Genomic DNA, 12,809 nt, shown 5'->3' on the forward strand with positions numbered 1-12,809 from the left:
CGTACGGGCCGGGGTCAGGGGGCGTAGTAGCCGCCCTGGGCCCCGCCGACGCTGCGTTGGTTGGCCGCTCCCGGCCTCTCGCGCCTGGGCAGCGTGTAGGCGGCCAGGAGTCCGCCCAGGAAGCCGAACAGGTGCGCCTGCCAGGAGACGCCGGGGTGCTGGGGCAGGACCCCCCAGATCATCGTTCCGTAGAAGATGACCACGCAGATCATGATGACGATGTCGACGGTCCTGCGTTCGATGATGCCGCGCAGCACCGTGTAGCCGAAGTAGCCGAAGACCAGCCCGCTGGCACCCACCGTCACGACGTGCGCGGGGGTGAACAGCCACACGCCGACGCCGCTGACGACGGCGACGATCAGTGTGGTGAGCAGGAACCGGCCCAGGCCGCTGAAGGCGACGAGGGCTCCCAGCACCAGGAACGGCAGCGAGTTGCCGATCAGGTGGGCGAAGTTGCCGTGCATGAAGGGCGCGGTCAGGACGGTCCAGGGCGCGTCGGTGTTGCGGGCCTGGATGCCGAACTGCCGGTCGAGGTGTCCCCCGAGCGGGGTGTCGAGGATCTCGAGGACCCACATGGCCGCGAGCATCCCCGCGACGGTCAGGATGGCGGTGATTCTGGACTGCTTCACCCCATCGAGACTAGATGAAGCTGCCTTGGGTCGGTATGTTCCCGGGGCGCGTGTGGGCGAAATGATCTGTTGTGTTCACAGATGACTGCTGTGTCGCGCCCGTCCCCGGGGTGGCCGTACCGGGCTGTCAGGAGGTCAGGGAGCGCTTGCGCGGCGGGATTCCGGACACGGCCATGAACGCCTCCACCTTGGCCGGGTTGGTCATCCCGGTGAGCGGCAGGTAGGTGCGAGAGGTGCGGCGGCTCTTGAGCGAGGGGAAGCGCTTGGGCCGACCGGTGTGGTCGCACAGGCCCAGGGAGCGGATACGGCCGGGCAGCACGTAGTACGAGCCGATGTCGACGAAGGGCACCCGGACGACGTAGTCGCCTCTCTCGTAGCGGAACTCGTCCTCGGAGACCTCCAGGACCGGTGCCTTGATCCGGTGTCCGTCGAAGGCCGCGGCTCCGCCGAGGAGGGCGAGGAGGACGCCGAGCACGATGTTGGCCCAGTGGGCGGGGTCGACGGCCACGACCACGGCGCCCAGGGCGACCAGGGCGTAACCACCCCACAGCTCCACGTACTTGCGGCCTACGGGGCAGACCAGGCGGACCGGTTCGGACACGGCGGATGCCTCTCTCGCTGGGCGGGGCGCTGAGGATGACGGAGGCCGTCACTGGGAACCCTATCCGCTTCGTGGGTGCGGCCATCGCTGTTTCGGTCAGCTCGTGCGTGGGGTTCCGGACAGGGGCAAGGGGGTTTCCTCCTTCGTGTCGCTTTTGATCGAGTGGTGATCGGGTTATCCCATGAATTTCGCGCTGGGGTGTCGGGCGGTTCGCGGGCGGAGGATGCGGCCTTCCGGTGCTTGTTTCATGCCTTATGCGAACTTTGTGTTGTTTGTCCTGTTCTCTCTCGGTAGTTGTTCGCGCCGGGGTCGTAGTCAAACGACGTTTACGTTTGTGTTTTTGTCGCTTCCGGCCGTGATTGACCCGCTGTGCTTTTCGGGTCTGTCCGAATCCCGCTGTCCCGAGGTCGCGTCCTTGGTGTCTGCTTGACCTGGCATGATGTGGAGATGTCCTGGTTGTTGCCCGTGTATTCGGAGGGTGTGTCCCAAGGTGGGTGGGCGCGGGTGCGAACTGGTTGCGGATGGGTCACGAAACCGGCATTGGGGCTATACAGACATTTCGCTTAATGGTCTTCTAATCGACTAATCGCCTAGTTTTGGTGGGTTGTGTCCCGCGGGGCGCCGACCCATGGCCTGTACGCATGAATGATCAAGGGTGTGACTATGTTCAAGCGCCGAAAGACGCTGGCGCTCGCCGCCGCGGCGACGTCAGCGGTCATGGTGGCCAGTGGTTGCGGTGGCGGAGGGGGTGACGGCGGCGGTGGCACCAAGGAGGTCACCTGGGTGATCAACAGCCTCCCCGGTGCCTGGCAGGCCACCAGCGTCGCCGGTGGCAGTGTGTACGTCATCCAGATGCTCTCCGGTGTGCTCCCCTACACCGGCCAGTGGCAGCCGGACGCGACGTACGAGTACAACATGGACGTCCTCGCCGAGGAGCCCCAGCTCATCAACGACGACCCCGACGAGGGTCCGTTCGAGTGGACCGTCACGCTCGCCGACGACGCCGTCTGGAGCGACGAAGAGCCGATGACCGGTGAGGACCTGCGCGTCTCCTGGATGCTCGGCACCAGCCCGGACGAGGGCTACTGCGGCGGGTGCGACCCCCGCTCCTCCGCCAGCAACGACAAGGTCGAGTCCGTCGAGGTCGACGGCAAGACCGCCACCTTCAAGCTCAAGGAGGGGCTGGCCGACCCGGAGTGGATGAGCCTCTTCGACGCCCACAGCCAGACCGGCGGCTTCGTGCCCGCGCACCTGGCCGAGGAGAACGGCTGGGACGTCGACGACGCCGACGACCTGGGCGAGTACTACGCCTGGCTGCACTCCGAGCGGCCCGAGTGGTCCGGCGGTCCGTACATGATCACCGCGGGCGACCTGGAGAACGAGGTCGTCAAGGAGCCGAACCCCAACTGGTTCGGTGAGATCGAGCCCGCGCTCGACAAGATCACCATGCCGTACAACGCCGAAGAGGGCACCTTCGTCAACGCCTTCATCAACAACGAGATCGACGGCGCCAACCCGGCCGACTACAGCGAGGACGTCATCCTCCAGCTCCAGGACGTCGCCAACGCCGAGGTGACCGTCGCCGAGGGCGCCACCTGGGAGCACATCGACCTCAACCTGAGGAACGAGAAGCTCCAGGACGTCGAGCTGCGCCGCGCCATCTTCACCGCGATCGACCGCGACGACATCGCCAACCGCAACTTCGGCGCCGGCTACCCCGAGTACGAGCTGAAGAACAACCACACCTTCGGCGCGGACAGCCCCTACTTCGTCGACCACTACGAGAACGAGCCCCTGGGCACCGGCGACCTCGACGAGGCCCGGAGCATCCTGGAGGAGGCCGGCTACGAGGGCTTCGAGTCCGGTGAGACCCTCACGCTGGACGGCGACGAGATCGGCCCGTTCCGCCTGCGCAGCACCGACTCGACCGTCCGCAACACCTCGGTCCAGCTCATCCAGGCCCAGCTCTCCGAGATCGGCATCACGACCAACATCGAGATGACCGACGACCTCGGCGGCATGCTCGCCGCGGCCGAGTACGACATCGTCCAGTTCGGCTGGTCCGGTTCCCCGTACTTCGTGACCACCCCGCAGCAGCAGTGGCACTCCGAGAGCGGCAGCAACTTCGGCGGCTACGCCAACGACGAGGTCGACGAGCTGACCGAGGGCGTGGACAACGCCCCCGACCTGGACACCGCCGCCGACCTGTCCAACCAGGCCATGGCGATCCACGTTCCGGAGGCCTACGTCATGCCGATCATGGCGGAGCCGAACTACTTCTTCGCGAACTCGGACCGCCTCGTGAACGTCCACGACAACCTTCAGTCCAGCTACCGAGCCACCTACAACATCGGTGAGTGGGACGTCGCCAGCTAGTCCGGCGCACCACCCAGGTCCGGCCCCGGGACACCCTCCCGGGGCCGGACCGGTCCTCGTCCACCCCTGAAGGATCACTCCCATGCTCGTTTACACGACGCGGCGCATCCTGGGCGCGATACCCGTCCTGATCCTCGCGTCCATCCTCACCTTCGTGATGATCGACATCTCCGGTGACCCGCTCGCCGACGTCCGGATGGCCCAGCCACCGCCCACCGAGGCCGTGCTGCAACAGGCGGAGGAGCGGCTCTACCTCGACCGCTCCATGCCCGAGCGGTACTGGCTGTGGGTGACCGGGATCGGCGGAAACGGCGACATCGGACTGCTCCAGGGGGAGTTCGGTCCCTCCACCCAGGGCGCCCACTACGACATCGGCACGGCCATCGCCGAACGCCTGTGGACCACCCTGCGCCTGGTGGGCGCGGCCATGGTCTTCGCGCTGGGCCTCGCGATCATCACCGGCGTGATCAGCGCGCTGCGCCAGTACTCGAAGCTCGACTACACCCTGACCTTCGTCGGCTTCCTCGCCCTGGCGCTGCCGACCTTCTGGTTCGCGGGCATCATGCAGGCAGCCGGGGTCAAGTTCAACCAGCTGGTGGGCGAGCAGGTCTTCGCCACGATCGGCGACGGCCGCTTCCGAGCCGAGGGCGCGCCGTTGTGGGACCAGTTCCTCAACGCCTTCGCGCACATGGCGCTGCCCACGATCGTGCTCATGCTCATCAGTTTCGCGTCGTGGAGCCGCTACCAGCGCACCTCGATGCTGGAGGTGATGAACAGCGACTACGTGCGCCTGGCGCGGGCCAAGGGCCTGCGCAACCACACGGTCATCAGGCGCCACGCGCTGCGCACCGCCCTGATCCCCCTGACCACCGTGGTGGCCATCGGCGTCGCGGGTGTCATCGACGGGGCCATCCTCACCGAGGTGGTCTTCCAGTGGCGTGGTCTCGGTGACTACTTCATCACCGCGGTGGACAAGAACGACTCCTTCGCGCTGATGGGATGGCTGCTGCTCAGCGGCGTCATCGTCATCCTGGCCAACCTCGTCGCCGACCTGCTGTACGCCGTGCTGGACCCGAGGATTCGCTATGAGTGAGAACGGCATGTCGAAGAGCGCGCGCCGTGACCCGGCGAAGAAGCGCGGGAGCGGCGCGGACCAGACCCAGCTCCAGACCATCCTGATCCGGTTCACGCGCCACCGGCCCGCGATGATCAGCCTGGTCCTCCTGGCGGTCATCGCCCTGTTCGCGTTCGTCGGACCCTTCCTCTGGACGTGGGACCACACGGTCTACCGGGAGATCCCCAGTAACCAGCCCCCGTCCGGCACCCACCCGCTGGGCACCTCGGCCGCCGGGCACGACGTCCTCGGCCAGCTCATGCGCGGAGCCCAGCAGACGCTGAAGGTCGCCTTCACCGTCTCCTTGCTGTCCACCGCGTTCGGGTCGCTGTGGGGCGCCACCGCCGGGTACTACGGCGGCAGGGTGGACGCGCTCATGATGCGCGTCGTCGACATCTTCCTGATCGTCCCGCTGCTCGTGGCCGCCGCCGCGATCGCGGGCAACAGCGGGGCCGGGACCTCCTGGTCCGCGATCGCCTTGATCATCTCGATCTTCTCGTGGGCCACCATCGCCCGTGTGGTGCGCGGCGTGGTGCTGTCCCTCAGGGAACAGGAGTTCGTCGAGGCGGCCCGCGCGTCGGGCGCCTCGGCACCGTGGATCATCCTCCGGCACCTGCTGCCCAACGCGGCCGGACCGATCATCGTGGCCGCCACCCTGCTGGTGGCGGTGGCCATTCTCGCCGAGGCGGGCATGTCCTTCCTCGGGCTGGGCATCCAGCTGCCGGACATCTCGCTCGGCCAGATGATCGGCAGCGCGCGCACGGCGGTCTCCACGCGACCGTGGCTGTTCTATCCGCCGGGTGTGCTGCTGGTGCTGATCTGTCTGACGATCAACTTCATCGGTGACGGCCTCCGGGACGCCCTCGACCCACGACAGACCAGGGTGCGGCGATGACGACTGAGAACGAGAACGGGGGAGGCACCGCCGTGGCGGACACCGACGACGTGGTGCTGGAGGTCAGCGACCTCAGCGTCACCTTCCCCTCCGACGACGGCCCGCTGCCCGCGGTCCGACAGGTCTCCTACCAGGTGCGCCGGGGCGAGGCCCTGGGCATCGTGGGGGAGTCGGGATCGGGCAAGTCCGTGACCTCCATGGCGATCATGGGCCTGCTGCCCAGGAACGCGAAGGTGGAGGGCTCGGCCCGGCTCCTGGGGCAGGAGATCATCGGGCTGGACGACAAGGCGATCAGCGAGGTCAGGGGACAGAGGATCGCGATGATCTTCCAGGACCCGCTGACCTCGCTCAACCCCGTGTACACGATCGGCTACCAGATCGCCGAGGCCGTGCTCGCCCACCGGAAGGTGGGCAAGAAGGCCGCCATGGCACGGGCGCTGGAACTACTGGAGATCGTGGGCATCCCGTCCCCGGAGCAGCGGCTCAGGCAGTACCCGCACGAGCTGTCCGGCGGTATGCGCCAGCGAGTGGTGATCGCGATCGCGATGGCCAACGACCCGGACGTGATCATCGCGGACGAGCCCACCACGGCGCTCGACGTCACCGTCCAGGCGCAGGTGCTGGAGGCCCTCCAGCGGGCGCGCGCGGAGACCGGGGCCGCCCTGGTGCTCATCACCCACGACCTCGGCGTGGTGGCCGGGCAGGTCGACCGGGTGGGCGTGATGTACGCGGGCCGCATCGTGGAGATGGGGTCGGTGGAGGAGGTTTTCTACCGGCCGCGTATGCCCTACGCGCTGGGGTTGCTCGGATCGCTGCCGCGCCTGGACGGCGACCGGAGCGACCGGCTCACCCCCATCCTCGGCGCTCCGCCCTCGCTGCGGGACCTGCCGAAGGGGTGCGGGTTCGCGCCGCGCTGCCCCATGGCCCGGGACCGCTGCCACGAGGAGGAGCCCCGGCTGCTCCTCGTCGGCGAGGGCGAGGGAGAGGGTGGTGCGGCGGCCTCCGAACACACCGCCGCCTGCCACTTCAGCGAGGAGCTCGTGGAAGCGGAGGCCAGCGACCTGTTCAGGGCCACCTCGGTGGACACCGAGGGCATGGCCTCGGTCGCCGAGATGGAGGCGGCCGAGTCGCAGGTGGTCGAGGCCCGCGAGGAGTACCTGGAGGAGCTGGGCGCGGACGGCGCCCGCGACGTCTCCTCCACCGAGGAGCCGGAGGTCCTGCTCTCCGCCACCGACCTGGTCAAGCACTTCCCGATCCGCTCCAAGGGGTTGCTGCGGCGCAGGGTCGGGGCGGTACAGGCGGTCTCCGGGATCTCGCTGGACCTGCGTGAACGGGAGACCCTCGCGCTGGTCGGCGAGTCCGGCTGCGGCAAGTCCACCACGGCACGGCTGCTGCTGAACCTCATCAAGCTGACCTCGGGCGAGGTCACCTACATGGGCCAGCCGCTGCACGGGCTGTCCGACCGCCGGATGCGGCCGCTGCGCAAGGACCTCCAGCTGGTGTTCCAGGACCCGTTCGCGTCCCTGGACCCGCGCATGACCGTCGCGGACATCATCGCCGAGCCCATGCGCATCCACGGGAGCGGCCACCGGGACGCCCGCAAACGGGTGTCCGAGCTGCTGGAACTGGTGGGGCTCAACCCCGAGCACGGCTCGCGGTACCCGCACGAGTTCTCCGGTGGCCAGCGCCAGCGCATCGGCGTGGCCCGCGCGCTGTCGCTCAACCCGAGGGTGCTGGTGCTCGACGAGCCGGTCTCGGCGCTGGACGTGTCCATCCAGGCGGGCGTGATCAACCTTCTGGAGGACCTCCAGGACGAGCTCGGGCTGTCGTACCTGTTCGTCTCGCACGACCTGTCGGTGGTCAAGCACATCGCGGACCGCGTGGCCGTGATGTACCTCGGCAAGATGGTGGAGACGGCCACCACGGAGCAGCTGTTCAGCGCTCCGGCGCACCCGTACACGCAGGCGCTGATCTCGGCGATCCCGCTGCCGGACCCGGTCAAGGAGCGGACCCGGGAGCGGATCACCGTCACCGGTGACATCCCCAGCCCGGCCAACCCGCCCTCGGGCTGCCGGTTCCGGACCCGGTGCCCGAAGTTCGCCGAGGAGCTTTCGGACGCCGAACGCGCCAGGTGCGTGGAGGAGCCGCCGGAGTTGCGGGACCGGGGCACGGGGCACCGTGACGCGTGCCACTACTCGAAGGCGATCGAGCTCATCTAGCGCTGGTCCGACGGGGCGGGCGGGGTCTCCCCACCCGCCCCGTCGTCGTGTACGGGTCCTTCTCTCGGGGTGCCTCCGTGCCGCCGAACCGCCCCGGGTGTCCTGGCGTGACGGGAGTCCGTGGGCTAGGTTCGCCTGGCACACTCCTGTTCGGTCCCACCCGAGGAAAGACATGACCCCCGTACCCCCTCGACGATGGCTCCCCGCGCTCGTCGTCGCACCCTTGGTGGCCCTCACGCCGGTGGCGCCGGTGTGGGCCGACACCGCCGACGCGGCCCAGCGCGCCGACGACCTGCGTTCCGACATCGACGCGATCCTGGAGGACCCGGCCCTGGCGGGGGCGACCTCCGGCGTGGTGGTCACCGACGCCGCCTCCGGTGAGGTGCTGTACTCGCGTGACGCGGACACCCCGCTGCTGCCCGCCTCGAACGTGAAGCTCTTCACGGCCGCCGCGGCCCTGGAGGAGCTCGGAGCCGACCACACCTTCGACACCGAGGCCGTGGTGGAGCGCCGCCCGGGCCGGGGGGACGTGCCCGAGCTGTACCTGGTCGGCGGCGGCGACCCGACCCTGAACGCGGAGGACCTCGACACGATCGCCGCCGAGGTGGCCGCCTCCGGGGTGACCTCCGTCGGCGACCTGTACGCGGACGACTCGTGGTTCGACAACCAGCGCCTCGTGGACGACTGGTGGCCCGAGGACGAGCCGTACGCCTACTCGGCGCAGATCTCCGCGCTCACCGTGGCCCACGGCGAGCGCTACGACACCGGTGTGACCGAGGTGACCGTGACCGCCTCCTCGGCCGGTGAGCCGGTGAGCGTGGACCTGGGCGCCGCCGAGGGCTACGCGGAGCTCGACAACCGGGCCGCCACCGTTCCCGCGGGGGAGGGCACCGGGATCACGGTCGACCGCCCTGTCGGCACCAACACCCTGCGGGTCACCGGGTCGCTGTCGGAGAACGCCGGTCCCGTGGTCGCGCTGCGCACGGTGGACGAGCCCGCGGGGCTCGCCGGGCACCTGTTCGCCCAGGCCCTGGAGGAGAACGGCGTGACCGTGACGGGCGAGGTCACCCGGGGAGAGGTGCCCCAGGACTGGCACCGTCCGCGCGTGGTGGGCGACCACACCTCCATGCCGCTGGGCGAGGTGCTGGTCCCGCTCATGAAGTTCAGCAACAACGGGCACACCGAGATGCTGACCAAGACCCTGGGCCGCGAGGTCTCCGGCGAGGGATCGTGGGAGGCGGGCCTGACCGTCCAGGAGACCGCGCTCCAGCAGCTGGGCGTCGACACCTCGGACCTGGTCCTCACCGACGGCTCCGGGCTGTCCCGGGGGAACCTGGTCACCGCGAACACCGTGGTGGACCTGCTCGACAGCGTCCAGGACGCCGACTGGTACCCGGTGTGGCACGACTCGCTGCCGGTCGCGGGCGACAGCGACCCGTTCGTCGGGGGCACGCTGGCCAACCGGATGGGCGGCACCGCCGCTGAGGGGGTCGCGCGGGCCAAGACCGGCACCATGTCCGGGGTGAGCGCGCTCTCGGGCTACGTGGAAGGCCCGGACGGCGAGCTGTACTTCAGCGTCGTCAACAACGGCCACACCGGCGGTGCGCCGCTTGGTGCGCAGGACGCCGTGGTGGTCCGGCTGGCCGAGTACCTGGGCAACCAGGGCGGCGCGGCCACGGTCGCCCAGCGCGGCGGCACCGTCGCCGTCGAGGGCGGGCAGGTCGAGTGCTCCTGGGATCTGACGTGCTGACCCGCTGATCAGCCTGATCCGCGCACCTGAGGAGGGCCCACGGGGAGACCCCGTGGGCCCTCGCGCGTTCCCGCCGGGAAGGGGGCGGCGCGAGCGCGGGTTGTCCACAGGCTGGGGACCGAGGCTGTCGGCCGATGCCCTGAGGTGGCAGTGTTGGGGCCCCACCCCTCATCCGGCTGAAGGACGTGATGGAAACGCTCACCGTCACCTCGGTGTTCGGCATGGTCGTCAGCCAGGTCGTGTCACTGGTCGCGCTGGTCCTGGTCCTCCTGGGTCTGGGCACGCTGGCGAGCCGGCTCATGGACGTGCCGTTCAACCTGCCCAGGCTGGCGCTGGCGGCGCTGATCGGTGCCCCGGTCGGCTCGGTGGGCGCGATCCTGGCCTACTACGGCAGCTTCGAGGCGCTGAACTCGCTCGAACCCGCGGACCTGGACCACCCCGGGTACATGTCGCTGATGCTCTTCGCCATGGCGGTGGGGGCCATGCTCGCCTTCGTCGCGCTGGAACTCCTGCTGCCCCGGGGCACCCGGTTCCGGCCGGTGGCCATGGTCCGGGAGGCGCGCAACTGGTTCGGGCGGCTCGGCCGGTACCGGCGCATCCTGTGGATTCTCGCCCGGCACGGGCTGGGCGGCTACGTGCTGGGCAGACGCGAGGGAATCGAGGACTCCTCGGTGCAGCGGCGCCTGGCCCGCTCCCTGGCCCGGTCCATGGAGGAGGCCGGGGTGGTGTTCGTCAAGCTGGGACAGGTGCTGGCCACCCGGCGGGACCTGCTGCCCCCGGTGTTCGTGGAGGAACTCGGCCGTCTGCACAGCGAGGTCGCGCGGGTGCCCTTCGAGGAGATCCGCGCCTGCGTGGAGGGCGAGCTCGGCCGACCGTACGACGAGGTGTTCGCCGAGTTCGCCCCCGAGCCCCTGGCGGCCGCCTCCATCGCCCAGGCCCATCCGGCGCGGTTGCACGGGGGCGAGGAGGTGGTGGTGAAGGTGCAGCGCCCCGGGATCGTCCCGGTGGTCCGCAGGGACCTCGACATCATCCGCAGGATGGCGCGGCGGTTCGAGGAGCACACCGACTGGGGGCCCGCCATCGGGGTGCTCGAACTCGCCGACGGATTCGCCGAGGCGCTGTTGGAGGAGATGGACTTCGAGACGGAGGCCGCCAACATCGCGGCCGTCGCGGACGCCACGAGCGGCTCCGGGGTACGCGTTCCCCGGGTGTACGAGGCTTACACCAGCCGCCGGGTCCTGGTGATGGAGCGCCTGCACGGTACCCAGGTGGGCGGACGCGAGCTCTCGGCGCAGGAGGGGGAGCGCCTGGCCCGGGTCCTGCTGGACTGCCTGCTGGAACAGGTGCTGGTCAGCGGGATCTTCCACGCCGACCCGCACCCGGGCAACATCCTGGTGCTCGACGGCGGCGGTGTGGGGCTGTTGGACCACGGGTCGGTGGGGCGGTTGGACGCCCAGACCCGTGAGGCCCTCCAGATGATGCTGCTGGCCATCGACCGGGGCGACGCGGTGCTGCTGACCGACACCCTGCTGGACGTGGTCGACGACCCGGGCGACGTCGACGCGGAGCGGCTGCGCCGTTCGCTCGGCCAGTTCATGGCCCGCTACCTGCACGGCGGCACCACCTCGAGCATGCGGATGTTCACCGAGCTGCTGATGCTGGTCACCCGGTTCGGGCTGGTGCTCCCGGGGGAGCTGGCCGGGGTGTTCCGCGCACTGGCCACGCTGGAGGGCACCCTGGTGCACCTGTCGCCGGGGTTCGACACGGTGGCCGAGGCCAAGCGCTACGCCGGAGCGCGGATGTCCGAGCAGTGGGGCACCGGGAACCTGCGGGAGGTGGCGTCCGCGGAGCTGGTGGCGCTGCTGCCCACGCTGCGACGGCTTCCGCGCAGGCTGGACCGCATCACCGACCAGCTGCACAAGGGTCGGTTCACCGTGCAGGCCCGGCTGTTCGCCCACCCGGAGGACCGAAGACTCCTGCGCTCGGTGGTCTGGCGCGCGGTGATGACGGTGCTGGCGGTGGTCACGGGATTCATGTCGGTGGGGCTGTTCAACGTGACCGAGACGCCTGGGGTGTCGTGGGAGGAGCTGGCCACGCACACGCAGGCTCTGAACCTGCTGGCCTGGCTGCTGCTGGCCGCCACGGCGATGTTCGTGCTGCGTCTGCTGGTGGACATGGTCCGGGACGGCCGTGGCCGGGGGCGCGGACGCGTGTGAGGGTCAGCCGTTGACCAGGCGGCGCAGGACCCGGTACACCTCGTCGGCGTCGGGAGGGGGGCTGGTGGTGCAGCAGCACAGGAAGTAGCCGTTGGCCGCCGCGGTGACGCCCGCCCGCGCCTCGGGGTCGGGGAGGTAGGGCGCGAAGAAGGCGTCCACGGCCGCCGTCCAGCGGTCGGTCTGCTCGCGCAGGGCGGGTCGCCGGGCGGCGAGGAGGAACAGTTCCATCTCGGCCAGGGCGTGGGTGCGGTCGCTCTCGGTGCCCTCGGCGATGAGTGCCGCGAAGCCGCGCAGGGCCTCGTCGGGGTCGTCGGCGAGCGCGCCCATCTGTTCCACATAGGCGTCGTTCACCCTGGTCAGGGCGGCGACCAGGAGGTCGTCGACGGCCGCGTAGTAGTAGGTGACGGTGCTGGGAGGGACGCCCGCCTCGGCCGCCACGCGTCTTTGGGTGACGGCGGCGACACCGTCGCGCGTGATGACGTTCATGGTGGCGTCCAGGAGTAGGCGACGCCGCAGTTCGCCCTTGCGGCGGCGGCCGTCACTGATGGTCTCGGGGTCGGGGTACCGGGTGCTCACGTTGCCCATCCTGCCGGTCGGTCGCGGCTGGTCAGTGCTGGCCTCCCATCTCCAGGGCCATGACCCCCGCGATGACCATGGCGATGCCGCCCACCTGTATCCAGGTCAGGGACTCACCGAGGAAGACCACCCCGATCACGGCGAGGAGGGCGACCCCCAACGCGGCCCACACCCCGTAGGCGACTCCGAGCGGCATGCCCCGGTTGGGGGTCTGGGACAGCATGTAGAACGCGCCGACGTAGCCGACGACGACGAACACCGAGGGGAGGAGGCGGGTGAACCCCTCGGAGAGCTTCAGGGAGGTGGTGGCGAACACTTCCAGGACGATCGCTCCGGCGAGCCAGAACCACGGCATGTGTTTCCCCTTGTGGCGGTGGGGCCGGTGAGGCCCGGTGAAAGTTGTCCGAATGCTCAGGTTTCCCCGGAGAACAAC

General features: G+C 69.6%; 10 protein-coding genes. 6 read left to right on the plus strand and 4 right to left on the minus strand.

All coding sequences use genetic code 11. The annotated features are described in order from the left end of the window. Positions 1-14: 14 nt before the first annotated feature. Together ACFYL4_RS15025 and ACFYL4_RS15030 are read right to left on the minus strand one after the other, a co-directional pair. Positions 15-629 carry a rhomboid family intramembrane serine protease gene (locus tag ACFYL4_RS15025; protein ID WP_387518805.1) on the minus strand — a complete coding sequence of 205 codons (615 nt, stop codon included), beginning with the start codon at positions 627-629 and terminating at the stop codon, positions 15-17. Positions 630-756: 127 nt separating this feature from the next. Next, a complete protein-coding gene (locus ACFYL4_RS15030; RefSeq protein ID WP_357763869.1) occupies positions 757-1,230 on the minus strand; it encodes a hypothetical protein in 474 nt (157 codons plus the stop codon). A gap of 663 nt (positions 1,231-1,893) precedes the next feature. On the opposite strand from ACFYL4_RS15030, the gene ACFYL4_RS15035 reads away from it, so the two are divergent. From ACFYL4_RS15035 to ACFYL4_RS15060, 6 genes are all read left to right on the plus strand, one after another. Further along, on the plus strand, positions 1,894-3,606 hold the full coding sequence (locus tag ACFYL4_RS15035; RefSeq protein WP_387518826.1) for an ABC transporter family substrate-binding protein: 1,713 nt from the start codon (positions 1,894-1,896) through the stop codon (positions 3,604-3,606). Positions 3,607-3,688: 82 nt separating this feature from the next. After that, on the plus strand, positions 3,689-4,699 hold the full coding sequence (locus tag ACFYL4_RS15040) for an ABC transporter permease (protein ID WP_357763866.1): 1,011 nt from the start codon (positions 3,689-3,691) through the stop codon (positions 4,697-4,699). Continuing rightward, positions 4,692-5,615, plus strand: a complete 924-nt coding sequence (locus ACFYL4_RS15045; RefSeq protein WP_357763863.1) for an ABC transporter permease — start codon at positions 4,692-4,694, stop codon at positions 5,613-5,615. The genes ACFYL4_RS15040 and ACFYL4_RS15045 overlap by 8 nt, the downstream gene beginning before the upstream one ends. After that, positions 5,612-7,834, plus strand: a complete 2,223-nt coding sequence (locus tag ACFYL4_RS15050; RefSeq protein WP_387518806.1) for a dipeptide ABC transporter ATP-binding protein — start codon at positions 5,612-5,614, stop codon at positions 7,832-7,834. Before ACFYL4_RS15045 ends, ACFYL4_RS15050 begins: the two co-directional genes overlap by 4 nt. 172 nt (positions 7,835-8,006) lie before the next feature. Next, positions 8,007-9,584 carry a D-alanyl-D-alanine carboxypeptidase/D-alanyl-D-alanine-endopeptidase gene (dacB, locus tag ACFYL4_RS15055; RefSeq protein ID WP_357763857.1) on the plus strand — a complete coding sequence of 526 codons (1,578 nt, stop codon included), beginning with the start codon at positions 8,007-8,009 and terminating at the stop codon, positions 9,582-9,584. Between the two features lie 188 nt (positions 9,585-9,772). Then, positions 9,773-11,800, plus strand: a complete 2,028-nt coding sequence (locus ACFYL4_RS15060) for an AarF/UbiB family protein (RefSeq protein WP_357763855.1) — start codon at positions 9,773-9,775, stop codon at positions 11,798-11,800. A gap of 3 nt (positions 11,801-11,803) precedes the next feature. Here the strand turns inward: ACFYL4_RS15060 and ACFYL4_RS15065 are convergent, their stop codons facing one another. Both ACFYL4_RS15065 and ACFYL4_RS15070 read right to left on the minus strand, forming a co-directional pair. Further along, complete coding sequence (locus ACFYL4_RS15065; protein WP_387518807.1) at positions 11,804-12,385, minus strand: TetR/AcrR family transcriptional regulator; 582 nt, start codon at positions 12,383-12,385, stop codon at positions 11,804-11,806. Between the two features lie 22 nt (positions 12,386-12,407). Next, entirely contained in the window at positions 12,408-12,731 is a 324-nt protein-coding gene (locus tag ACFYL4_RS15070) for a DMT family transporter (RefSeq protein ID WP_387518808.1), read from the minus strand. Positions 12,732-12,809: the final 78 nt, after the last annotated feature.

The organism is Nocardiopsis sp. NPDC006938 (genome assembly GCF_042869555.1).
Taxonomy (GTDB): Bacteria; Actinomycetota; Actinomycetes; order Streptosporangiales; family Streptosporangiaceae; genus Nocardiopsis.